The following is a 25,019-nucleotide window of genomic DNA, read 5'->3' on the forward strand; positions in this document are numbered from 1 at the left end:
TACTTCTCAAACAATGGTAGGCTAATGAACTACGTCTACCTTATAAACCACAAAACTCAGCGATAGCTTTGAAGGTATCGGTTGAGCTTGTGAGTAAAAAGAACAGAACTAACCATAAACCTAACAGGTAGTGCCAGTAGATGCGGGTTAGATCGATTCTTCGTAATATCGTTGGTGTTAACGGTTTATATAGGGACTTTATTAGTGTCACTAACATCACCAATAAGCCTACAAATAAGTGCAGGGCATGCAATCCGGTCAGCAAATAGTAAAAACTGTTCGCTGGATTGCTCTGCAGATAGTACCCCTGTGCCGCGAGGTTATTCCAAACCCAAAGCTGACCAAACAAGAAGCCAAAGGTTGATAACATGGTCAATAATATCAATGCGTTGATTTTCCACCTTGGCAAGGTATCAATTCGCATACACAGCATTTGCAGGATCATGCTTGCTAACACAACAAATGCGGTATTGATCCATAGCGGTGTTTTGTCTGTTAGTGGTAGCCAGGGTTCGCCAGCAAGCGCTTGAAAATCTGCAAATTGCGTCCGGGAAATAAAGGTGACGAAAAACAACATGAACATCACAGTGATCACCGCCAGTAACCACTTTAATGCTGTATACCGGGCAAAAGGATTCGCGCTATTGGCTTTTTCTATGGCTTGTTCTTGTTCAACATCCTGAGTTTCCCAAGGCTTACTGATAAGCTGTTTTACCACACTCATTTGTCGCGCTCCTCAATATCGGGCTCGAAAGACTCAGGGCTATCCGCTTTCTTTGGTTCATTTTGCGGGATAAAGTCTCGCTCATGACCTGGCACACTGAAATCATAAGCCCAGCGATACACAACGGGTAAGCTCGGCCCCCAGTTGCCATGGGCTGGCGGCGTTTGTGGCGTTTGCCACTCAAGCGTAGTACCGCTCCAGGGATTTGCCGGGGCTTTTTTACCGTGGCGAAGGCTCCAGAACAGATTAAAAATAAATACCAGTTGGACGACGCCGACAATCAAAGCAGAAATAGTGATGCTGGCATTAAGCTGCACCGCGGATTCGCTCATTAACTGGCTATCACCCATGGCAAAATATCGCCTTGGAATGCCTAAAAAGCCGAGATAATGCATCGGCAGATAAATGGCATAGGTACCTAAGAAGGTTAACCAGAAGTGCCATTTCCCCATGGTATTGTTTAGGTATCTTCCGGTAATTTTTGGAAACCAATGGTAAATAGCCGCATACAGCACCATTACCGGCGACACACCCATAACCATATGAAAGTGTCCCACCACAAAATAGGTATCGGATAAGGGTAAATCGACTACCACATTACCGAGAAACAGACCGGTCAGACCGCCATGGGTAAACGTAAAAATAAAGCCGATAGCAAATAGCATAGGAACGGTTAAGCGAATGTTTCCCTGCCAGAGGGTTAATACCCAGTTATAAACTTTCAACGCCGTTGGAACCGCGATAATTAATGTCGTTGTTGCGAAAAAGAACCCAAAATAGGGATTCATCCCGGAAACATACATGTGATGCGCCCATACCACAAAACTTAACCCACCGATGGCAACAATGGCCCAAACCATCATTCGATAACCAAATATGTTTTTGCGGGCATGGGTTGCGATAACGTCTGAGACCATTCCAAATGCGGGCAGGGCAACGATGTAAACTTCAGGGTGACCGAAAAACCAGAACAAGTGTTGGAATAAAATGGGACTACCACCGCCATAACTTAGGTTCTCGCCGAGAGACACAATGGCCGGCATAAAAAATGATGTGCCCAGGGTTTTATCAAGGAGCATCATGATCGCACTTACCAAAAGTGCGGGAAACGCCAGTAAACCAAGAATCGTGGCAACAAAAATCCCCCAAATGCTCAGTGGCATCCGCATTAAGGTCATGCCTTTGCAACGGGCTTGTAATATGGTGGTAACGTAATTTAAGCCACCCATGGTAAAAGCAACGATGAAGATAGCTAAGGATACCAGCATCAGAATAATACCGGCATCGCCGCCAGGGGTGCCAGAGAGTATGGCTTGCGGTGGATACAAGGTCCAGCCGGCCCCGGTTGCACCACCGGCAACAAAAAAGCTAGCTAACAATACCAGAACACTGAGTAAATAGGTCCAGTAACTGAGCATGTTCAAATAGGGAAATACCATATCCCGCGCACCAAGCATCAGGGGGATCAGATAGTTACCAAAGCCGCCTAACAGTAGTGCGGTCAAAAGGTATATCACCATGATCATGCCATGCATGGTCACAAATTGCAGGTAAGAAGCCGGATCGATAAAAGAAAAGGTATCCGGAAACCCTAATTGTAATCGCATCAGTCCAGATAAAACCAAGGCGACCAAGCCGACAAAAATCGCGGTTAGACCGTATTGAATAGCGATAACTTTATGGTCCTGACTCCAGATATATTTTTCAATAAAACCTTTCGGGTGATGGCTATTGTCAACCTGATCAGCGACAGCAATATGACTCATTCATCCTCCTTAATTTGTTCACTGGCGAAGAGCTCGGTTGCGGATGATTCAGATAGTGTCGGGCTTTGGTTGCCAACGTTTTTTGAATCCGCAGATAAAGTGCCAATATAAGCAACAATATCATCCAGATCCTTATCGGTTTTTAAACTTTTCACCATTAACAACATCTGATTTCCAAACATATCCTGGGGGTGAGCGCCACGGATATTATCTGAAAAATTCTGTAACTGACGTTTCAAATACCAGTCATGTTGCCCGGCAAGTCGAGGGGCGCTTAAAGCGTAATTGCCTTCACCATTGGCACCATGACAAAGCCCACAATTCTTGTACAGTGTTTCTCCACGTTCTGAATTGGCTTCTGTCAATGAGATTTGTTGTGGGTCCGGTAATTGTTCGATGTAGGCTACCAGATTGTTGATCTGCTGTTCGTCGACTAGAGTCTGAGCGATCGCGGCCATAGGCGCGCCAACAGGATCTTTGGTTTCATCGCCTCGGATTTTATGTTTGAAGTAAACTAACTGACGCTTTAAATACCAGGGGGAAAGGTTGCTGATCGCAGGACCGTTTAATGCCTGCATGCCCTCACCATTGACGCCGTGGCAACTAACACAAATTTGATATTGAGCTTCGCCTGCAACGAGATCGACAGTGCGATTTTCAATGCTGGCAATAAATGTTGGTTGCTGTTGCAACCACTGTTCAAATTCTTGCTGTTGTTCAACAACAATTTTGCCTCGCATCAGATAATGAGCAACACCACATAGCTCCTGGCAAAAAATTTCATAGGTTCCGGTTTTGGTAGGCGTAAACCAAAAATAGCTGGTCAAGCCAGGAACCAAATCCATTTTTACCCGAAACTGAGGGATGGAAAAATTATGGAGAACGTCTTTCGACCGCTGTAATATCTTCACCGGTTTATCTACAGGTAAATGCAACTCATTGCTATTAATCAGGATATCGTCGGCGCCGTATGGGTCATCTTCAGACAAGCCGAAAGGATTGTTGACACTAATTAGTTGGTTATCCGCTTTACCTAACTTGCCGTCTTCGCCGGGAAAACGATAGGTCCAGGTCCATTGCTGACCAATGACTTCAACCTCATAAGCATCGTCGGGGGGATGGACAAAATCATTCCAAACCCAAAGACCCGGGGCTAACATAGCGACAACACCTATGGTTGTAATGACGCTTAACCAAATTTCTAATTTCCGGTTTTCCGGTTCATAGGCGGCTTTTTGAGATTTTTTAAAGCGAAAGCGATATACGCAATAGGCAAGAAACAGATTTACCAGAATAAAGACGATACCAGTAACCCAAAAGGTGATATCTATGGTGGTGTCTATGGTGGTCCAGTTGGATGCAATAGGCGTGAAATACCATGGGCTGGCAAAGTGGAACACAACCGTTAATACAACCAGGATGAGAATAACGATAGCAATCGCCATGCTAACTACCTACTTCGTGCTGCGATACTGCTTTAACAATTCCCGGTGCCCAGTATCTAAGGCTTACTTAAGTGAATCATATTTACTGATACGACACGAAATACGGCGTTCACACGCTTCCTTGCCACGTTTAAACTTTAGAACAAATTGTAATATTTTCTAATTTTTATTCCGGCGATTTTATTTGCAAAAACATCAACACCGCCAACGGGATATCTTAACCAGGTAAGGGCGATATCAAGGCATGGTTTTCATGAACTCTTGAAACTTTTCCTGGGACCGCACGACCCAGCCCGGTGTCCCTTCTCCTTTACCCTCAATAATCAGTTTTGGATGATGGTTAATGACTTTTCGCAACTGAGCTTCCTGTTCTTCTTCAATGTCGACAAAGAAGATGTGTTTGCCTTGCTCTAACAGGGTCTGGAAGCGAACAAACTCGACATTAGGCTTTTGAATACCTATGAAACCGCCTTCCCAGGTACAAAACCCAAGAACGACGATAGCCAGGAAGATAAATGGGATCCAGCCGGCGCTTGAGTGATACCAGTCGAAAACGTAAGCACTTAACAGAACGATAATGGCGCCAATAGCACCAACAATAGCACCGACTTCTGTTGAGTGAACGACGTCTTTTTTGAGGACAGATTCAACTTCATGAAGGTGTCGTCGTTGCACCGCTTCATCGTCTTCGCTTAACACATGAATCTGTGGAAGGGTAAAGCCATTATCGAGTAACTCAGACTCGAGGCGAGCCAAGTCGTCAAGATCATCGCTTAAATAGTAGTGACGAATCATCCTGTCCTCCTAATACCGATTACGGGACCAAAAAAAAAGTGGCTAATCGCAAAACATGGTTTTTGTTAGGATATTCGTTGCGAGATTAAACTGCTATTGTAATAGCAATAAATTATAGCAGGCATGGAAAAAGTTGATTAAAAACAATCAGAAGGTTCCGATAGAAGTGTAAGAGAAGTCAGTAAAAACGGGCCTTGAGAAACAATAAAGGCCCGCAATTGCGAGCCTTTATTAGATACCGATTCCACAATACTATCAGTGAGTGGGAAACCACTAAGTGGACTTGGTATAAAATTATGGTCGGAGTGGCAGGACTTGAACCTGCGACCTCACGTCCCCCAGACGCACGCGCTACCAGACTGCGCTACACCCCGAAAGTATCGATTGGTATGTTAATGATATTCCTTGTGAATGCAAACATTAAATGGCAAAAACCAGCTAACCGTTTATTTATTATTCGCCTCTATCACTTTTTATATTCCCGCTATTCCTGTTCCGTTTCTGGTTTTCTATTGTGAACGCTGAATTGGTTGATAAATTTGACCCCTTCAATCAGTCGAGGGAAATCATCCGATTGTGACAAAGGTGTATCTAGTTGGCTTGAAAAAGATTCAAAATTCCCTTTGTCGTCAACGAATACTGTTTTATCTTTCTGGAAAATCACAATGCCATCTTGCAACGTATTTGCTAATACTCGATCCGAGGGCAGGTCAAATATATCGCGACCACTGGAATACGATTTTCTATCCATGTCACAATTTAGCCAACGCTTCATTAATGTCGCTTGCATATCCATATGGGACGCGAGTTCCATTACCGCATCATCTGAACGCTCTGGCCAGATCACAACGCCAGGCTTGGACATAAAACGGGATTCTTTATTTTTATTACCAAGAGAACTAACAAAAATAATATCCTGAGTTTGTTTTTGTTCCTGAGCTAAAAGCAGGGCATCACTGAACAAAGAAAATTGGTAATCTCCAGGCTCTGCGAAATAAAACACGTATAAGCCGACAGGCAGATTATTAAGCTTTTGCGCCGTTACAAATGGCGAGATATCGGCAAAATAGCGAGTTTGAGAGAACAAATCACTAAGCCAAACCGGCAACGTCTGCACCTCATCACCAATTATCGCTAACGAGCGACTCAATGATTGTTGTTCAAGCAACTGCATTAAAACTGGCGCTTGTTGTTGTGAAACGATTCCATCTTTATAAACGCTTGGCAAGCTATACATTAAATTAAACCAGGCTTCATTGGCCGTAGAGGCATCGACAAGGTTGGTGATCAATTGGCCACCATTATCCGAACGTCTCAATAACCGTTTTGTCTGCTTTGAGGTTAACGGTGAATCATTTAACAGGATAAATACTGATTGCTCTGGCACATCTGTAACAGCACATTGATTGCTAACACTTGGGTAATCCGGTGTTTCTACCGAAAATGCCATCGGTTGATTTAGTTTATCGATATAACCTTCCTGATTAACCAAACCATATTTGGTTAACAGCGTCTTTGCGGTTGTCGGATAGGAAAGGGGCAACATATTGTCCTGACGCAAGACACTATATTCAAGCTTTGCATCCGCCCAGATATGCGTTAAGTGGCTAATAAAGAATGACGTTACCCAAATCAGGGCAAAGTAGCGGCCAATGCCTTTTTGCTGTAATTGTTTTAAATGTTTCCAGGAGTAATTACTGATCACCAGCTCAAACGCTAATATCGCTAATAGCGATACACCAACCAGCCAGTAAAACGGCACCTGGTAATCACGAAACTGATCTTTTAACAGGCTTAGAATCTTGCCACTGGAGTCAAGATTCAGGTGATAACCTAATTGGCTATAGCTAATGCTGTCGATTACCAACAGGGTTAACACCAGAGTAAATATGATTGACGCGGCACCGCGAATAAATCTAATGCGCGGAAACAACAGGGTCAGCGGGAAAACTAGCAGGACAAAACCCAAGAAGGTCAAAAATGCCATATGGCTGATCCAGGTGGTTAACATGTAAATGGTTGCGATAAAACCATCCGGTTTACCCTCAACAATCAGATAGATAATCGAAATGGCGATAGCGGCAAGGATATTAAAAAACGTAAACCAATGCCCCCAGCTAATGAGCTGCAATAAGCGTTTACTGTATGTGGTATTTTCGGTGCTGACCATAGTGGCAGATTCTATTAATTATTATTTTTGTTGTTTGGTTACGGATTGTGTCAAAGCCTGACAAAAATTCTCTGCGATGGCTTCACGTTTATCTTCCGGAACCTGATTATTGATAATCGTCGACAGGGTATTTCCAAGACACATAAGGGCCAGGTCGGTAGATACTTCCTGGTCAACTAGCGAGTCCAGTAAATTTTGGACAATTTTTTCTACACGTTCATTAGAATACTTAGATACAATAGGCATTATTTTTTAAAATTGATGAATTTGAAAGTTAATTTTAGTTTATCAAAAGCTTCTACAAGATAAAACTGACCGCTGCCATGAGTTTAATGATTAACAAGATCGATTTGCGTTTTGTCGCAAAACCAGAAAACGAACCACAAGTGACAATTACTACTGGTGATGCACCTGTAGCCATTACCCCGAAAATCAATGCGTTTATAGAAGATCTGCATACGATATACAACGCTAAAGGCTCAAAAGCCTATGGTGGATTTAAAGAAAGCCCCGAAGCTTCGGATTTGACACCATTCCATCATAGTTTTGATGACTATCTCAATGAGCAGCTAGCGTTTAACGATTTTAGTGACCGTATAGCAAAAGGTTTGGCTGCCGAACTTGAAAAATACGACATGGCCGAAACGGGTTATCTATTAACCTGTCACTATGAAATGTTATCGGGTCGCTACCTTTTGGTCGCGATGTTACCAGTAACTGAGCACTTTTATGTCGATGGCGAGTTAAACATCTCTTCAGACCAACATATCGACAGCTCTAAACTGCAGCTTGCCGCCCGTATCGATTTATTTGATTACGCCGACAATAGCGATAAAAAGCGTTACATCTCGTTCATCAAAGGCCGCGCCGGTCGAAAAGTGTCAGATTTCTTTTTGGATTTTCTTGGTTGTGAAGAAGGCATCGACCCGAAACAACAAAGTCAGGTGCTGATCAGCGCCGTGGAAGAGTTTGTTAACGTTCAGCAGTTAGATGCAGAAGAGAAGCAACAGACCCGTAAGGAAATGCTGAACTACTGCAAAGAGCAGCAAACTCTGGGGCAGGACGTTAATCTTCAGGAATTATCACAATCATTACCAAACGAAGATAATGGCGACGCGTTTTACCAGTTTTGTCAGAGCAATGACTACCCATTAGAAGAGTCATTTCCACACGATCAGGCAACCATTAACAAAGCGACCAAGTATTCTGGTTACGGTGCGGGAATAAGTATTAGCTTTGAGCGTAGCCACTTTGGTCAGGATGTAGTGTATAATCCTGCAAATGAAAGTTTGACGATTCACCGTGTACCACCGAATTTGAAGGATCAATTGTTAAAATTGTTATCCAGTAATACCGATTTGGAAGAATAGACAGGTTAGGATACTGCCGCAGTATTTCTCAAATTTTCATCAACTATATTTTAACTAGTTAGATCTTACGGAATTATTAATGACGACTCTTACGATTACTCGCCCTGACGACTGGCACGTTCACCTACGCGATGGCAATGTTTTACCGGATACGGTAAGAGACATAGGTCGCTATTTTGGTCGCGCTATTGTTATGCCTAACCTGGTTCCACCGGTGATGAATACGGAACAGGCGATTGCATATTATGATCGCATTCAGGAGGCGAATACCTCTGATACGTTTGAGCCGTTAATGGTGTTGTATCTAACGGATAACACCACCAGTGAAGATATCCGCGAAGCCAAAGCCTCTGGCAAAGTATTTGCCGCCAAACTTTATCCTGCGGGCGCAACTACAAACTCTGCTTCTGGCGTGACCGATGTTAAAAACATTTATTCAGTGCTTGAAACCATGCAAGAAGAAGATCTACCACTATTGTTGCACGGCGAAGTCACCGACAGCCATATTGATATCTTCGATCGTGAAAAAGAATACATCGAGCGCATTTTAAAGCCGGTTGTGGCTAAATTCCCGACGCTTCGTATCGTACTGGAGCACATCACCACAAAAGATGCCGTGGATTTTGTTAATCAGGCGGGTGCAAACATCGCTGCAACGATTACCGCTCACCATCTTTTGTTTAACCGCAACCATATGCTGGTTGGTGGTATCCGTCCACATTACTTCTGCTTACCGGTTTTAAAGCGTAACATTCATCAGCAGGCATTAATTGAAGCGGCAACCAGTGGTAGCACGAAATTTTTCTTAGGGACAGATTCTGCACCACATACCAAAGAAGCTAAAGAAAGCGCTTGTGGTTGTGCGGGGTCGTATACAGCACACGCTGCAATTGAGTTATACGCAGAAGTGTTTGATCAGGAAAATGCCCTGGATAAGCTGGAAGGTTTCGCAAGCTTCCATGGTGCAGATTTTTACCAACTACCTCGCCATACCGATACCATCACCCTGGTAAAAAAATCCTGGGCAGTGCCGGATACTATGCCTTTTGGTGACGATACTGTGGTTCCTATTCGCGCTGGCGAAGACATTCAGTGGCAAGTTAAGTCATAAGCAGGCACGTCGATAATGAGTCTTAAAACCATGCAATTGTTCGTCAATGACTTGACCGTCATTGACTTCTCATATCTGTGCAAGGATAGGGGAGTTGTGGGAGAAAGCTGGATCGTTGATGTTATTTTAAGTGGCGATTTGAATGCTGAGAGTATGGTCCTTGATTTTGGTATTGTGAAAAAGCAAATCAAGGCCATCATAGATGATGCGGTTGACCACAAATTATTACTGCCCAAAGACGATAACAAGCTTTTTGTTGAGCAATCCGATCGTGACAACCACCTTTATGTGGATTTCTATCCCCAGGGAATGAGCAGTATCCACCTTCAGTCGCCACATTGTGCTTTCGCACAGATACCCGGTGACAAAGTTAATGAAGAAGGGGTAACGCGTTACCTTGTTGAGGTGATAAAAGCTCAATTACCAGAGAATGTGACCGGTATTGAACTGACGTTACGACCCGAGGCCATTGATGGTTTTTATTATCACTATACCCATGGCCTGAAAAAACACGATGGCAACTGTCAACGTATTGCCCATGGGCATCGATCGAAAATTAATCTGTTTGAAAACGACATTCGCTCGTTGAGCCTGGAAAAACAATGGTGTAATCGTTGGCAGGATATCTACCTGGCAACCGACAGTGATGCCATTACCCAGCAACAGGTGGAACTATCAAAACGCGGTAAGCAGGATTTGTCTGATCAACATCAGTGTTTTTCCTATTACGCACCTCAGGGACGTTTCGACATCGCGATTAAAGACAAGTTAGAAGTCGTCGATTGTGATTCAACCGTGGAACTTCTTGCCGATTATATTGCCAGACAATTAAAGGCAGAAAACCCGGAGAACCGATACAAAGTGGTTGCGTTTGAAGGCGTTGGTAAAGGAGCCATTGGTTATGTCTAAAACCAGGAATCTGTTCCAGGGAATGGAAAAACTGTGTCGTAACCTAATCCCAAATAAATACGCACTGTTGTTAGTTTCAGCGTTTGGCTTTAACCAATTAAGCCTTGCAAATCCAGATTTACTGATTGATTTACAAGGTGAAATTACCCAGGGAAGCTTGATGGTTGGTAAAACCCAGCCGGGTAATAGCGTGCATTTAGATGATCGGGCACTAAAAGTGTCGAGACACGGATTGTTTACGTTTGGCTTTAGCCGTGATGATGAACACAACTATCAGCTCAAGATTACTAGTGGAAATGAAGAGCTGGTAAAATCTTTACAGCCGAGTAAGCGCGAATATAATATCCAGCGTGTTAACGGCATCGCCAAAAAGATCATGAACCCGGATCCAAAAGATATCGAGCGAGCGCGACAAGACAGTAAACAAATTGGTCAGGTTCGTAATCAAGAAGCGGATAATATTGATTTTGCCCATGGTTTTATTGCGCCGAGTAAAGGCCGTGTCACTGGTGTCTATGGCAGTCAGCGTGTATACAATGGTAAACCTGGAAATCCTCACTATGGTATTGATTACGCAGGCAAAACAGGAACTTTAGTACAAGCTCCTGCGGCAGGTGTAGTTACGCTTTGGGTACCCGATATGTTTTACTCCGGTGGTACCTTGGTTATTGATCATGGCCATGGCGTAACCTCAACATTTTTGCATCTTTCTGGATCGCTGGTAAAAGAAGGCGATAACGTTTTACAAGGTCAAAATGTTGCAAAAATAGGTTCGACAGGGCGCTCAACTGGGCCTCATTTAGACTGGCGTGTGAACTGGTTTAAGGTTCGATTAGACCCAGCCCTGGTGCTAAAACTACCAAATATGCAGACGTTTAAGTAAGCGACAACGTTTAAGTAAGCGTTTATCGCTTACTTAAACGAGAATAAAGACTGCAGTGCACAGAAGGCAGGTTGCCAAGATTACCGCAGTCTGTCGTCTGCTGTCTTTTATCTAATTACTTTCAATCGTACGATTCTTACCAGATTTCGCCCGTTCAAGGTGATCAGACTGCACATAAACCCGGTCTGTGGTTCCCATGCTGGCATGTCCCAGTTCATCGGCCATATGTTTTAGCGGTCGAGAAGATATATCCATCGAGGCGCCAGTATGTCTGAGCCAGTGGGTTGTAGCCTCTTTAAGGGTTTGCGCCTCGTGGGAGAAGCCTTCATTTGTCATTTGTTCAAAAGCATTATCAAAAGCCTGCTGCACAATACGACGCAGTTGTCGTGAAGTCATGCCGCCAAAACCTTTAAGTTTATTGATTAATGGATCGGTTTCAGAGGAAAGCGGAAAACCTGAAAGACCACGATAGTTACGATAACGTTCTAAATAAGGTAAAAAGCTGTCTGGTACCGAAACGTCTCGCTGTTTATTGCCTTTACCGAAGACCTTAAACCAATGGTTTTTATCTTTATCGGTCCAGAAGTGGCCCATAACGGGCGACCAGACAGGGCGTTCCGATAACTCGGAAATACGTAAGTACAAGGTTTTTAAACATGCAACAATGAATAATGTACGTTCATGATTTTCGTCAGAATCCGCCAGTTTTTGCGTAGTTTCAAGGATGTAATCCCATTGCAAAGACGATAATCGTTTAACTTCAACAACCGACGCATCCTTAATCAAATAAGGACTGTCTTTTTCACTGATGCAATCGCATTACCAAATGCATAATCTTCGGTAACCAGGTAATCATAGAATACATTTAATACCGAAAACGTCGCTTTAATGGCATCTTGAGAGCACTGATAGTTACGTTTTTTATGATTAAAATCAATATTATCTAAACGCTGGGATTTAGGGATCTTAATTGTGAATGGCCGCCAATCAGGATTTACTTGACGGTAGCCATTTAAATCTTCAAAGCGACGATAAACGTAACTGGAAATCCAATTAACCGGTGGTTTGTGGACAAAATCAATGTAGGTTTCTAAATCGCGGCGCTTTAACGCAATAATAGATTTACCGGCAAACAACCAGGACCATAAAAGAAATTTTTCGGTTTCTGAACGGAAAAGATTATAAGTAGCTTCGTTGCGACGTCCTTTAGATTGTAAAAACTCTTTGGTAAATCGGTAATCATCAAGGGCACCGTTAACGGTTTGATTTATTTTTTCAACGTAGCTTTGTACGGATTGATTATCTTCGCTATATAACTGATTGCGATGCAGTTGCTGGAAGTGTCGATGGGAATCAAATAAAGGTTCGGCGTTAAACTCGTCGTTATTCATAAGCGCATTTTTCTTATTAATTAAATGATGGCTTTTTATTGTGTTATAAAAGCCAGGCTGCAATTAAGCAGTAAACATAACGTAAACACCATGTTAAAAGCCCTGAACCCAAATGTCCACTAATTAACATTATCGGACATTTGGTGTGGGTGCATGTCGGGTATGGCTGCCCTCATTAAGCTTATTCTCATGTTTTTATCGAATATTCAATTAAATCATTAAAAATCAATTAGTTAAATTTAATTGGACGCCATTCGTTTTTACTTAAAATGCCCTGCAGCCCCTTATATACAACGACTAAAGCATACTTTTAGAAGAAATCACCGTGCGCTACATGAAATTTGCACGGCTTATCCGTGTAATTACCCTGGAGTTTTTAATCTCCGTACGCTTTATTCTTTAACATTTAAATCAAATGCGACAACGATTCGTTCACTGTCATCAGTAAACGGTAACGTGCCATGCCAGAAAAAAGATGGAAAAATTACCAGCTCTCCAGCTACCGGCTTAACTTTATGATCGTATTCTAAATCAACAGGCAAATCTGGTTTACCAAAACCCAAATAACCTGATGATTCAGCTTCATCGCTTTGAGCTACCTGCTCAGGAATTTTTACGTAATAAACAGCACTGAACAAACCTTTACTGTGAATATGCGGTAAATGAAAACCACCGGTTCTATTTTGAATCGACCATGCGGTTAACCATTGCAGATTACCTGTAAAGCCTTGATGCAAAGGATTTGATTTTGCTAATTGCGAAAATTCAATGTTATCTATGGCATTGCGCCATGACTTTTCTAACGTATTTTTCAACGATTGAATAACGTCAGCTTTATTATTAAACAGATATCCCGGAGTTTGAGTTCCGCCACCTGTTACGGATTGCGATAACGGGCTCTCATTCATCACGTGTAATGCACGCAATTCTTTTTCAAGGCATTGATTAAACTCGTCAACACTAGCATAGCCATCAGGAACTTGAATTTTTGTTTTTAAAACCAAGTGTTGGTAATCATACCATTGCTGATATTCACCGCGGTCGTTGATTCTTAAACAACTAGCGTACAGTGCCCGTATATACTGGTCGTTGCTATTTTCTTGTAGCAACTTTTCACAGGTTGCTAACGCTTGTGGGTTTTCACCTAACGCTATAAGTGCTTTGACCAGATACTCTTGAAATGGCGCTACAACGCTTAGCGTTTTATTAGATTGAGCGATAGCGACGACGTCTTGGTATCGACTGAGCGCCAGATAAACTTGCGCTAGAATTACACAATAATCCGTTTCAGACTGATATCGATTTTCAAACTTTTGCAGATTATTAAGTGCATCTTCTGGTTTAGACAAAAGTAAAAGTGTCTGACTAAAACCTACCACCAAAGGTAACGACCAGTCGGTAATATTTTGCCAGCAGCTTAACGGCTCATCCTCGCCTAGTTCGTGGCGCAGCGACGTATTTAGATTGAGCAATTGCAAAGCATTGGGAAATATTTCAAGCCCAAAGTTGAGTGCTTTTAGCGCATTTACAGGTTGTTTTCCGTCTAAAAAGCCTAAGCAAAAGTCTTCAATGTCGCCTTGGGTGAGCGCGGATTTACTCATATTTCTTATCCACTGCAAGGCCTGTTCTGAGTCCTGAAGCTGAATTGAGGTTAATATCGACAGTTTTACAACATCCGCTCTTGCAGCTGCATCAGGATGCAAATCCGCCAAGGTTTCAAGATGATTAAGGGCTTGCTGCGGAGTCTTTAGTTTTAACTGTACTTTAATCAACAACAACCAGCTATTGAGATGACCGGGTATCTTTTCGGTTATTTGATTTAGTAACCTTGCTGCCGTGTCATACTCAGCTAATTCATAATGCATTAACGCCAGGTTGTATTGAAAAGCAGCGATAGCTGGCGCAACAGCGATGGCTTTTAGAAAGTGTTTTTTTGCTGTCTGATGATCGCCCTGCTTTTTAGCTAGATCGCCATATACATTGTGCAAATCGGCGTCACTAGGATACAAGGTTAAATAGTCAGGCAGTAATACTCTTGCCTTATCAAGTTGACCACTGTTGAGGTAAGCCACAATCGCAGGTTTATACAACTTAGGATTTTTAGGGATCAGTGCGGTTAACTGGTCAAAGTTCTGTGCGGCAAGTTGGAATTGATTTTGTTTCAACGCTTGCATTGCGTTAACTAAATACGCTTGAAAGCGGTTGTGCATCTGTTGTTCCTGCTTTTTTTGTTGTTTTGCAGTTATCTTAATTGTTTCGTTGATTTTGGCAAGGATTAAACCCGTGTAATGTTAATGGCCCGGATAATCTTCTTGATGCAGGTCAAAAACACGGTGTTGTTTTACCGAAATACCATCGTTTTTTGATACTTCTGGCGCCGTAAAAGCAACGCCACCTGCGAGAATGGTAGATATTGATTCTGTAGACACGCTAACCCCAGAAAATAACCCGGCATCGATATCGATACCGCTAACGTTGTAAAATTTAGCATCTGCAGATACTAAATTGGCATATTCTGATTCGATATTGATATAAATCAGAACGCCGGTACCTTCATTATTGAGTTCGCTACCCAGAACACGACCCACAGGTATCTGACGGAAATAAACACTCTGATCGGTTGCTACTGAACCAAGTGACGGTGCCGCTAAGGTTAAGTTTAATCCTTGATGAAGTTCCCTTACGATTGGTGTTCGACGCGTTGCTGTAAATTCAGTTAGTAATTGGCCATCTCCAGGTACAACACCGAGTTGGTTTCCTCCTAGTAAAGTAGAAGCGTTTTTGATTTGGGTTAGACTAATACTTGGCTCAAGTAAAAAGTACTGAGCCCCCTGCTGTGTAAGTTTCGGGAATGCTTCACTTACTTTAACTTTTAATTTTGTGTGGGTTAGTTCATCTGCAAGTATTACTTGAGTGACAACCCCTACTTCATGGCCCTGATAAATCAATGGTGCGCCGGCTTTAATATCTACAACTTCGTTGAACAGAACTTCAATAACAGGACCTTGATATTGGCTATGCCGGACCGATTCTAACAACGGATATTCGCTTAACTCCTGAGTTTGAACCTGCTGCGTATTCATTGGATTGACTAAGGAAATGCCACCATTAACTAAGCGTTCGAGGTTTGGAGAAGACACAGATACACCGGATAAGCTTGCTTCTACGTTTAAACCGCTCGCTAAATAGAATTCGCTGTTATTAAACACTAAGGGGTGATACTCAGGTTGTATCGTCACGATGAATTCAAAATAGCGCCCACTTTCTTTTAGATTAACGGCTTCAACCTGGCCAATCGTCAAGTCTTTAAAAATCACTGGTGCGCCTGGTTTTAAGCCATGGGAATGGCTATTGGTTAACCGCAGTTGTAATCCGGGTAATCTGGCTCCGAAATTACCGCCTTTGGCAAGTATCTCGAATTGATTTCGGTATTCACCGTGACCTGGCAGTACTTCTAAAAAGCTACCTGAAACCATTGCATTGAGTTGTTTAGCGCTTAATCCAGCAGTTACCATTCGTATCTGGCTGTGTTCTCTAAACAGGGTTTTGAACTTAGGATCATAAACTACCGATATTTGCATTTCGTTGAGCTCTTCGTTCAGCTCAACGTCATTAACTTTTCCAATTTCCAGGCTTTGATATTTAAGCAAGGTAAAGTCCGGGTATATATCAATCAACCCTGGAAAGCTTAATTGTAATCGTTGACTGAATCGTGATTCAGCCTCGTTATCCGCCAGATTAAACTTATGACCATCAACAAGCGTACCTGAGGTGAGAAAGGTATCCGTGACAAAGCCTATGCCACCGACAAACATATTGGTTAACGTTCCTGCTTCAATTCTAATTTGTGGTAACTTTGCCTGAACGTCTATACCTCCTAATTTGAAAAATCGTGTGGTTTCATTCACCAGATACTCATACTCAGGCAATATGAAAATATGCACGGAAAAACTTTGTTTGTCAGGATTCAACGCGTTTTCCTGAACGCTACCAACTCGCATATTACGGTAAAATATCGGTGTGCCAACTCCCAGAGAATCGATATTTTCGGTTTGTAATTGTAAGTGTAGCCCTGGCTCTTCAAAACTCAGTGGCGGTGGCTGCGACTTTACGTTGAATACACGGGTAGGTTCGCCCGAACCGAGACGAAAGGAAACGTAAGGGCCGCTTAGCAAACGGTCAAGGTTAGATATACCAGATAAGCTGATTTTGGGTTTTACCAACCAAAATTCCATGCCTGACAATAAATAGGGTTCGAGTCTGGGGTCGAAATTTACACTAGCGGTTAAACCGCCTTGTGCCTGGTTATAGGTAAAATCTTCAACAACGCCTAATTCAACACCTTCAAATATAACTTTTGTTTCACCTGCTTTCACGCCACTGTTTTGCGGGAAGTTCATCGTCACTTTGATGCCGGCCTGGGCGGCATCAAAATCATCATATAAATTGAATTTTGTGTAATCTTCTACGTCAGGAAATTGCTTGTCGGTTATCGGAGTATGGAAGGCAATACCGCCAGAAATTATCGAAGAAAACGATTCTGTGCGAACTTTAAAACCAGACAGATCGCCACTGACCTCAACGCCGCTGGCGTTGTAAAACCTGCTGTTAAATTTCACCAGATTCTTATATTGTTCATCGATCAACAACTTAACGGCTACATACCCGCTTTCCTGAATCAATTGATAATCGTAAACTTCACCAACCCTTATCTGTTTGTAATAAACACCACTACCACGATTCAGCGAACCCAAGGACTGCGCGTGCAAAGTAAGGTGTAGGCCTGGGGAATCTGCGGGTATTGCTGGGGGTGAATCAAGGGCATAAAATTCTCTGAGTCGTTCACCTTCATCGGCGGGCAGCATTTCAAAATAATTACCGGTTATCACGGTTTCCAATCCGGATACACCAGAAAGGCTGATCTCAGGTTTTACTAACCAAAATTGTGAATTGCTATTTAAATAAGGTTTGGTGCTACGATCCATTTCGACTTCTACGGTGATCACATCCAATCCACTGTTGATGGTTAATTCCCTGACTAATCCCACCGGCAGGCCTTTAAACCTTACTTCGGTTTTTGCTTCTACAATACCGTCGGCATCTTTAACAAATATCTTGATATCAACACCAGATTGATAATATGCCTGTACTAATAAATAAATAGCGATAAATGCTGCAAGTATGGGCAATATCCAAACGAATGAAATTCGCGCCCTGGGTTCGACAATAGCGGTGTCAGCTTGATTAGGGCTCATTGAAACTCCCATCATCCCAGAGTAATTTTGAATCGAAACTGGCAGCCGCGAAGATACTTAAAATCACCATAATGCCGAATGCCGTTGCCCCTGGTCCTGCAACGACTTCTAAGACATTACCGATTTCAACTAAGGCAACGAGCAGTGCAACTACAAATACATCTAACATCGACCAGGGACCAAACATTTCTATATACCGGTACATATGTGTGCGTTGGCGACGGCTAAACTTTGCGGGGTAGCGCACCGAATAAAGCAGGTATATCAAACCAATCATTTTCGCCAGGGGGAATACAAAACTGGCGATAAAGACAATAGCGGCGATTGGTGCCATACCATTTTGAAACATATAGAGTGTTCCCGATAAGATGGTATCCCCCTGCCCTTTACCAAACTGTAATATGGTCATGATTGGATAAAGGTTGGCTGGGAAAAAGGCGATAATGGAACATATCGTCAGGGCTAAGGTTTTTTGATAGGCAAATGGTTTGCGCTGTAGCAGGCGGGAATTGCATCGCTGGCAGCGATTGTGAGAAGACTCATCATATACATTTACCCAATGACAGGTATCGCATGTAGCCAGCTTATTTGCCTTTCCATTTTGGCTAAAATCGACATTAACCTGATTAACCATGCACTGGCACCTTATTCCAAAGCAACTCTTTGTCAAAGCTAAGCTTTAGGCCAACTATGGTGATCATAAAGAGAATGTAACTTACCAGCCCTAAGTCAAAAAATAGTTCGGCATCATCCCGAAGTTTAAAGATTGATACCAGAATGCCTATCATAAAAACTTCCAGCATTTCCCAGCTGTCGATTCGTTGATAAAACTTAATTAACGGTATATAACGGCGACTTGTCACTCGCTTTAGTTTCACCGCAATGCCAAGATATAGAGCAATAATTAACTTGCCAACCGGTGCCAGAATGCAGAAAAAACAGGTTACCAAGGCGACAAAGTAAATTTCGTTCTTCCACAATGCATAAACTGCAGATGAAAGACTGACAGTGCTGCTAATACTTAGCATTTTCATCGACATAATAGGCAGAAAAATTGCGGGCACGGATAGAATTAAACCCGCGATAGATACCGCAATGCTGCGATTTACGGGGTCACGCTTGCGATAAAGCAATATATGATGGCATTGGCGACAACGAGCCTGCTCTCCCTCCTGTAAATCAGGATAGTGCATAAGGTTGTCGCACTCACGACAGGCCAGTATTGTGGGTGTTTGCGAAGTAGCAGCTGTCATTATTATTGTTAATCTGTATCCAGACATTCAGATAAAATCTAGACGGTTAATCTCTAATTTTTTATCTGTTCCTATTACCTAACCATATAAGGTAATGGAGATTTTTCAACTTTATCTGACAGTGTTTAGCGTTATATCCGTTGCAGGATCCACCAGTTAAAGCTTTGTTCCGCGCCCCATGGTGTCAGGTGTTGCTGTTGCCATTTCTTTACAGATATAAACTGATCAGGAAAATGCTGCTCAACAAATGTAATAAGGGCTTGGTGACTGTATCGCAACACGGGTAATCCTGAGCACTTTTCAGGGCCATGCTCTGAAAAGGTTGCAAGTATCCAGTAGCCCTTTTTTGGCAACACATCTAATAATCTGTTGAGGTAATTACGTTGCTGCTCTATGTCAGTCAGAAAGTGAAAAACGGCTCGATCTATCCAGCAGTCTGCAGTTAAATTTGATTGGTTAGCTTTGTTTGCCAAATCGATACACAAATACTGAATATTAGCGTTACTTAGCTGTTGTTCGTTGTGGCGTTTTTTTTGTTTAACCAATGCCTGTTGGGAAATGTCCACTAAGGTTATACGGGTAAAACCGGCGCTAACAAGTTGATCCGAAAGACGAGAGACCCCACAACCGGCTTCAACGATATGGCTATTTGAGGAAAGGTTTAAAGCTTGCAACGCTTTTAATGAATGGTCTTCTTCAGCCTGCGTCCAACTCATTTCCACGGGTTCTTTGTTACTGAAAACCTGTTGCCAATGCTGACATTTATCCATGTTGCACACCTGCCACTTCAATGTAATCCAACGGAACGCGAACCTTTATTGTATCACCATAATTAAGCCCGGGAATAAACGTAGATATCACCTCAATGGTATTTGAGGATTGAAAATGGCCTATTTTGGTTGCGGGATCCGGGTAATATATGAACGCGGAGTATCGCTGTCCTGAATGCGTTATTTCACAAGGCGAAAATAGAAATGATTCCGCCGGGAAGTCTCTGTGCCATTGCAATTCAGTTATCGCTTTCCAAGGTTTAGACCAACGGAACGTTGCGCTGCCAAGATCAAGGTTCAACGTACCGGCAAACAAAGATTCGAACGGCAAACCCTGTTGGCAAAACAAAGGTAACTGTAATTGCAGACTACCACAACCATATGGGTTATCGTTGCTCTTACCCGATGCGATTTGATAACCGGGGATCAATTTGACGTTGAACCATGAAGACCAGGTCAACTTATATTCATTCACCAAAGCTTCCTATTGTTCACAAAAAAGGGAAACATGAGTTTCCCTTAACATGTTATCAGACTTGAATTTACTTTTCGTCTATCAAGATATCCATGATGTTCGCAAGATCAGTTTTACCATTTCTGATCTCTTCTGGTGATAAGCCTGAAAGTTCATGTGGGAATACTAACCACTCGTCAGAATCATGCACATAGTAATCTGGAACGATATCCACCTTAGAATTCTGAGGTTTATACCACGGACAAGCGATACGGATATCTTTAGGTGTATTTAATCGCATAGATTCTCGGATTTGTTTGATTAACGCATCAATACTGCGACCGGAATCAAATACATCATCGACAATTAACAACCCATCTTCAGCGTTGGCATTTTCAATTAAGTAATGCAAGCCATGAACTTTGATTTCTTTAGACTGCTTATTAATTCCGTAATAGGACGATGTACGCACGGCAATATGGTCTGTTTCTACTTGTTTAAAATCAAAGTACTCTTGAACAGCGATACCAATCGGTGCCCCACCTCGCCAGATACCGACGATAAACTCAGGGCGGAACCCATCTTCATAAACTTTTGCTGCGACTCGAAAGGAATCTTCAAGAAGATCTTGAGCACTGATAAATTTTTTATCCATTCTATGCCTCTTGGATAATGACCGTATCTAACGGTTTAACGGTTCGAAAATAGTCTCAAAGGCACCTGGGGGTTCGCCCCTCACGGATCAAACATCCGGGTGAATTGAGTTAACTGTCAATTATAACGGATTTTAAACTCAAAAGTACCCGCAAACCGGGCTTTATACCAATCACATTAAATTATTGCTCACTCAGTGAGAGTTTAAAGGCTTTTAGACAAGGCTTTGATGGCAGAGAATGGTTATTCCGCTGTTAAAATGAGCCAAAATCAGTAACCCAGGATAAACGCCTTTAAAACTCACCCGCAGGGAGTTAGTGAGAGGCCCATTTACTGCCCTATATTCCATCAATATAGAATGGCTATATCAATGAAATCTATGTTGTAACTGAACCTCTGCCCTAACTCTGAGTTGTGCACAAACTTAGTGTGATTGGTATTATACCGATCACATTAAATTATTGCTCACTCAGTGAGAGTTTAAAGGCTTTTAGACAAGGCTTTGATGGCAGAGAATGGTTATTCCATTGTCAAAAGGTATTAGCGATAAAAGTTAGTTTGTTTTGTTATGGGGTAACAGGATTATCGGCTGTGGGATTGTCCAATGAAGCTAAATGGGCATCGAGTGTTACGATTAATTCTGCGATTGCATGAACCCCTTGTTGATAAAAACCTGGGTCAATAGTCGCGATCGAATCGCGCTGGGTGTGATAGTACTGGTGGTTATCGCCGGTGACAAACAAGTACGGTATACCGGCTTTATAAAATTCATAATGATCGCTGGCTTTATGCAAATCGATACGATGAGTATGACGCGAGGAATGCTGCACTGGCAATCGACGTTTTGCTTTAAAGGGGACCCGGGCTCGATTATTAGCTAACACCATGGTTTCTTTTAAAGGCGACCAACGCTCGGTACCTACTAACCAATAATGACGGTTATTGACACCGTGGGCTATCATATCGAGATTAACCAAAGCACGGGTGTTGTTGAGGATTTGCGGATTCGCATCGATAAAGGCCTTCGCGCCTCTCAAGCCCTGTTCCTCACGATCGACGGCAATAAAAATGAAATTATGTTGCCATTTTTGCGGTGCCATACAAGTTGCCAGAGCAAGAAGTGCCGCAGTACCTGAAGCATTATCATCGGCTCCCCAATAGGTTTTTTTTCCTTTTGTTCCTAAGTGATCGTAATGGGCGATAACAAGAATATTAGCGTTTAAAGGCATCTGCTGATTTGCATTCAGTACCCAGTTAGTGCCGTTTTTTTGAGAGAATCCACTTTGATACGTAAAAGACTGAGCTTCCAGTTTGCTAGTCGCTAATGGTTTTAGTATTGAGGATATATAGGCTTGGGCGTTCAGGTGACCCGGCTGTCCCGGACCTCTGCCCTGCATTTCCTCACCAGCTAAGTATTGCAAATGGCTCCAGGCATTTTCACCAAGATCGTTACAGGCAAAGACAGTTGCAGAACTAAGCCAACACCAACTTACCGCTGCACAAATCCGTTTATTTATCATACTCACTACAACTTGCTGAGCAATCTTAGCTTGTTCGCGTACTTGCGTTCGATATCGGGAAAGCTCGCCTGATTTTTCGCCTTGGTAAGATACCGCTCGCTGCGTTCATAATCGCCAAGCTTGTAATAGGTTTTCGCTAAACCAAAGTAGAACTCATGTTCTTTTGGCTGCATATCACTAGCTTTTTTGAAGTGTTGAATGGCTTTATCGTAATTTCCATTATGATAGGCTTCATCCCCTAACACCGCATAATAATAAGGATTATTTGCTCTCACTCGTTCGATAAAGCGAGCAATTTGTTCGGCTTCGTCTTCATTGCCCTGTTCTTTGAGCAAAATACCTAAATTGGTCCAGGCATTATAATTTTCACCGTCATGTTTAATGGACTGCAAATAACTGGCTTTGGCGAGGTTTTTCATACCATGAATTTTGTATAGATAACCTAAATTTCCCCAAACGGCACTGAATTCTTTATCAACTTCGATGGACTTTTTAAAGTTCGCATAAGCGACGTTATAATCACCCTGCGTCAACGCAGCCGCACCAATGTTGTTATAAAACATGGCGGTAACTCGCTGCTTGGAAATGATCTCCTTGGCAAAATGTTTTTTAACGACGTAGGGATCGAAGTCTATTGTTGTATATTGGCCACCCCATAAACGTTGGAATTTAGTTTTGCTATCGCCAATCACCACTAAATTAACATGGCGGCTTAGTAAGTTATATTCACCATCGCGGACCCAATATTCTGGAATTTCCACTTCTTGAAAGTTAACTTTAAGATTTACTTCATCGGCGAGTGCGAATGCAAGAATGGTTAATGACAAACAATTTGCTGATTGCTCGCTGAACGTTTGCTGGGCAGTTAAATTTGCCCCTTGGTTATAAAGCAGGCCCGTGGGAGAGCGATTAAAAAGTTTCCTTAATAATGCTTCAGCACGAATTTTCGGTTCTTCAATCCACATTAAGTGCCCTCGGGCAAAGTCCTTCATTTCATCATTCAGGGCGAAAATTTCTTTTTGATCGACAAGTTCAACGTCTTTGTGGGCAGGGAAGATTGAGTCGTGAAGCAATACAGAGGCGGGGATTGGGTTGGATTCTATTTTCGGTATGCTTGTACAAGCAAACATAAAGAAGGCGATCAGCAACAATGACAAGCAGCGTAATCGACTAAGATGAATGTCTTTCATATGAGCTCCTCCCTTTACCTTTATAAGTAAAGCATAACCAACTTTTTCTTCTTTTACCTTATTAGACCCCGCCGTTACATAAATGTTTACACTTAATTTTGTGTGTTTGATATTAGTGGAAATGAGTAAATATCAGCATCATAGGTGCTATTTAATGTTAACAGGTAGCTGTCAGGACCGGCTTTGCTTATGCCGTAAATCGTCCGATGTACCAACAAATTCTGGTAACGCTAAGCAGGGTCTTACGACGGGATATATTACAGGTTTTGTTAAGATAATAACTTGTGTTGCATCTTTTATAGGTTGCTGTTGGGAATAATACGTAGCCTTTAATAACTCTAATACCCGGGGACCTAACGTTTGTTAGGAGCCCTGATATGCGATTAGTGCTATGAATCCATGGCTTCGTTTGTATAGTAGGCAAAAAAGGCGAGCGCACTTAATGATAGATAAAGCAGAATAACAACCGAAATTGCTTTAAACAGCAGATGGGTTGAGTCAGCAAAGGTCTGATAGGTCACTACCGTAAAAAGTGCAGACAATCCGGTATAGAGTATCGCTTTAGATAAGTTTGCATTTTTGATAAGAGGTTTGGCATTGCCTTCATATCTCTCATTGGTGTAGTAAGATGCGTAAGCAAGGGTGCTTAACGAAAAAAATATCGCCATCGCAATAAACAGGATTTGCATTACCAGCATTGCTGATGTCATTACTGAGTTTGCAGCGAGCAATACAAATAAAACGGCAACGGGTGCACAAACTAAAGCTCTAAATAAGTTCTCATTTTCAATAAGAACGTCATTGTTAACCTGCCCCATAGGTTCTTCCTTCTATTAATTAATTTTTTTTATCATTATTTTTCCGATAATACTGCTGAACTTATCGTTTATTATTTAACCATCGATTTGTTCAGATGAAAACCAAAACCGCTGATTTTTATCTAAATATAAAATAAAGCTAGTGTTGAGTAGGCTTGAAGACGTATTTATAAATCTGCCAGTTACAGGAAATCAGTTAATGCTACGACGATGAATCAAAGGACGGTTCAGCAATGAATATGGCTGCAATAAACAAGGATGTATTAGACAAAAGCAATGATGAATATGGCGGTTATAAACACGGATGTTTTGTATGCCGCCACGCCATGGACGACGCTAAAAGCAAAAAACCCGCTGTTAAGCGGGTTTTTAAATATGGCGGTGAGATAGGGATTTGAACCCTAGAGGCGCTATTAACGCCTGCCGGTTTTCAAGACCGGTGCTTTCGACCACTCAGCCATCTCACCTGAAGTGGTGCGAATATTAATGGCTGCTTTGAGCAATGTAAAGGGCTACAACGAAAAATCTTTAAAAAAAATGG

Annotated in this window: 23 protein-coding genes and 2 tRNA genes; 5 read left to right on the top strand and 20 right to left on the bottom strand. The window is 42.3% G+C overall.

Annotated features, from left to right (window positions below):
* Positions 1-40: 40 nt before the first annotated feature.
* From FNC98_RS08220 to FNC98_RS08250, 7 genes are all read right to left on the bottom strand, one after another.
* Entirely contained in the window at positions 41-724 is a 684-nt protein-coding gene (locus tag FNC98_RS08220; protein ID WP_143580781.1) for a heme-copper oxidase subunit III, read from the bottom strand.
* Complete coding sequence (locus FNC98_RS08225) at positions 721-2,490, bottom strand: cbb3-type cytochrome c oxidase subunit I (protein ID WP_143580782.1); 1,770 nt, start codon at positions 2,488-2,490, stop codon at positions 721-723. Before FNC98_RS08225 ends, FNC98_RS08220 begins: the two co-directional genes overlap by 4 nt.
* The gene (gene coxB, locus FNC98_RS08230) at positions 2,487-3,935 is read right to left on the bottom strand and encodes a cytochrome c oxidase subunit II (RefSeq protein WP_143580783.1); all 1,449 of its coding nucleotides are present in this window, start codon (positions 3,933-3,935) and stop codon (positions 2,487-2,489) included. Before coxB ends, FNC98_RS08225 begins: the two co-directional genes overlap by 4 nt.
* A gap of 237 nt (positions 3,936-4,172) precedes the next feature.
* Complete coding sequence (locus FNC98_RS08235) at positions 4,173-4,730, bottom strand: NAD/FAD-utilizing enzyme (RefSeq protein ID WP_143580784.1); 558 nt, start codon at positions 4,728-4,730, stop codon at positions 4,173-4,175.
* Between the two features lie 297 nt (positions 4,731-5,027).
* A tRNA-Pro gene (locus tag FNC98_RS08240) sits at positions 5,028-5,104 on the bottom strand.
* A 110-nt stretch (positions 5,105-5,214) separates the two neighbouring features.
* Entirely contained in the window at positions 5,215-6,900 is a 1,686-nt protein-coding gene (locus tag FNC98_RS08245; RefSeq protein WP_143580785.1) for a DUF3413 domain-containing protein, read from the bottom strand.
* Positions 6,901-6,921: 21 nt separating this feature from the next.
* Positions 6,922-7,146 carry a DUF1414 domain-containing protein gene (locus FNC98_RS08250; protein WP_143580786.1) on the bottom strand — a complete coding sequence of 75 codons (225 nt, stop codon included), beginning with the start codon at positions 7,144-7,146 and terminating at the stop codon, positions 6,922-6,924.
* Positions 7,147-7,232: 86 nt separating this feature from the next.
* Between FNC98_RS08250 and yejK the strand changes: the two genes are divergently transcribed.
* The 4 genes from yejK to FNC98_RS08270 all read left to right on the top strand — a co-directional run bounded on the left by yejK (position 7,233) and on the right by FNC98_RS08270 (position 11,173).
* The gene (gene yejK, locus FNC98_RS08255) at positions 7,233-8,270 is read left to right on the top strand and encodes a nucleoid-associated protein YejK (protein ID WP_260680618.1); all 1,038 of its coding nucleotides are present in this window, start codon (positions 7,233-7,235) and stop codon (positions 8,268-8,270) included.
* Between the two features lie 79 nt (positions 8,271-8,349).
* The gene (pyrC, locus tag FNC98_RS08260; RefSeq protein ID WP_143580788.1) at positions 8,350-9,381 is read left to right on the top strand and encodes a dihydroorotase; all 1,032 of its coding nucleotides are present in this window, start codon (positions 8,350-8,352) and stop codon (positions 9,379-9,381) included.
* Positions 9,382-9,411: 30 nt separating this feature from the next.
* Positions 9,412-10,290: a 6-pyruvoyl trahydropterin synthase family protein gene (locus FNC98_RS08265; RefSeq protein WP_144035512.1), complete on the top strand. Its 879-nt coding sequence runs from the start codon at positions 9,412-9,414 to the stop codon at positions 10,288-10,290.
* Positions 10,283-11,173 carry a M23 family metallopeptidase gene (locus FNC98_RS08270; protein WP_260680620.1) on the top strand — a complete coding sequence of 297 codons (891 nt, stop codon included), beginning with the start codon at positions 10,283-10,285 and terminating at the stop codon, positions 11,171-11,173. Before FNC98_RS08265 ends, FNC98_RS08270 begins: the two co-directional genes overlap by 8 nt.
* A gap of 111 nt (positions 11,174-11,284) precedes the next feature.
* Here FNC98_RS08270 and FNC98_RS16885 read toward each other — a convergent pair whose 3' ends face one another.
* From FNC98_RS16885 to FNC98_RS08325, 12 genes are all read right to left on the bottom strand, one after another.
* The gene (locus FNC98_RS16885; protein WP_221932933.1) at positions 11,285-11,959 is read right to left on the bottom strand and encodes a site-specific integrase; all 675 of its coding nucleotides are present in this window, start codon (positions 11,957-11,959) and stop codon (positions 11,285-11,287) included.
* Positions 11,956-12,564 (bottom strand): hypothetical protein, encoded by a 609-nt coding sequence (locus FNC98_RS16890; RefSeq protein ID WP_221932934.1) that lies wholly within the window; start codon positions 12,562-12,564, stop codon positions 11,956-11,958. The genes FNC98_RS16885 and FNC98_RS16890 overlap by 4 nt, the downstream gene beginning before the upstream one ends.
* A gap of 392 nt (positions 12,565-12,956) precedes the next feature.
* Positions 12,957-14,774: a putative 2OG-Fe(II) oxygenase gene (locus tag FNC98_RS08280; RefSeq protein ID WP_143580789.1), complete on the bottom strand. Its 1,818-nt coding sequence runs from the start codon at positions 14,772-14,774 to the stop codon at positions 12,957-12,959.
* 81 nt (positions 14,775-14,855) lie between these two features.
* Positions 14,856-17,819 (bottom strand): PqiB family protein, encoded by a 2,964-nt coding sequence (locus FNC98_RS08285; protein WP_185968095.1) that lies wholly within the window; start codon positions 17,817-17,819, stop codon positions 14,856-14,858.
* Positions 17,809-18,453 carry a paraquat-inducible protein A gene (locus FNC98_RS08290; RefSeq protein ID WP_143580791.1) on the bottom strand — a complete coding sequence of 215 codons (645 nt, stop codon included), beginning with the start codon at positions 18,451-18,453 and terminating at the stop codon, positions 17,809-17,811. Before FNC98_RS08290 ends, FNC98_RS08285 begins: the two co-directional genes overlap by 11 nt.
* On the bottom strand, positions 18,446-19,072 hold the full coding sequence (locus tag FNC98_RS08295) for a paraquat-inducible protein A (protein ID WP_185968096.1): 627 nt from the start codon (positions 19,070-19,072) through the stop codon (positions 18,446-18,448). Before FNC98_RS08295 ends, FNC98_RS08290 begins: the two co-directional genes overlap by 8 nt.
* A 131-nt stretch (positions 19,073-19,203) precedes the next feature.
* Positions 19,204-19,842: a class I SAM-dependent methyltransferase gene (locus FNC98_RS08300; RefSeq protein ID WP_143580793.1), complete on the bottom strand. Its 639-nt coding sequence runs from the start codon at positions 19,840-19,842 to the stop codon at positions 19,204-19,206.
* On the bottom strand, positions 19,835-20,317 hold the full coding sequence (locus FNC98_RS08305) for a hypothetical protein (protein ID WP_143580794.1): 483 nt from the start codon (positions 20,315-20,317) through the stop codon (positions 19,835-19,837). The genes FNC98_RS08300 and FNC98_RS08305 overlap by 8 nt, the downstream gene beginning before the upstream one ends.
* 67 nt (positions 20,318-20,384) lie before the next feature.
* Positions 20,385-20,951 (bottom strand): phosphoribosyltransferase, encoded by a 567-nt coding sequence (locus tag FNC98_RS08310; protein WP_143580795.1) that lies wholly within the window; start codon positions 20,949-20,951, stop codon positions 20,385-20,387.
* Positions 20,952-21,516: 565 nt separating this feature from the next.
* Positions 21,517-22,470: a M28 family peptidase gene (locus tag FNC98_RS08315; protein ID WP_260680654.1), complete on the bottom strand. Its 954-nt coding sequence runs from the start codon at positions 22,468-22,470 to the stop codon at positions 21,517-21,519.
* Between the two features lie 5 nt (positions 22,471-22,475).
* Entirely contained in the window at positions 22,476-23,660 is a 1,185-nt protein-coding gene (locus FNC98_RS08320; protein WP_143580797.1) for a tetratricopeptide repeat protein, read from the bottom strand.
* Positions 23,661-24,049: 389 nt separating this feature from the next.
* Entirely contained in the window at positions 24,050-24,478 is a 429-nt protein-coding gene (locus FNC98_RS08325; protein WP_143580798.1) for a hypothetical protein, read from the bottom strand.
* 233 nt (positions 24,479-24,711) lie between these two features.
* Between FNC98_RS08325 and FNC98_RS16790 the strand changes: the two genes are divergently transcribed.
* The gene (locus FNC98_RS16790) at positions 24,712-24,876 is read left to right on the top strand and encodes a hypothetical protein (protein WP_185968097.1); all 165 of its coding nucleotides are present in this window, start codon (positions 24,712-24,714) and stop codon (positions 24,874-24,876) included.
* Here FNC98_RS16790 and FNC98_RS08330 read toward each other — a convergent pair.
* Positions 24,855-24,945 (bottom strand) — tRNA-Ser (locus FNC98_RS08330). The two genes, FNC98_RS16790 and FNC98_RS08330, sit on opposite strands and share 22 nt — an antisense overlap.
* Positions 24,946-25,019 lie beyond the last annotated feature (74 nt).

Origin of the sequence: Thalassotalea sp. PS06, from assembly GCF_007197775.1 — a bacterium.
In the GTDB taxonomy this organism is placed as follows: Bacteria; Pseudomonadota; Gammaproteobacteria; order Enterobacterales; family Alteromonadaceae; genus Thalassotalea_A.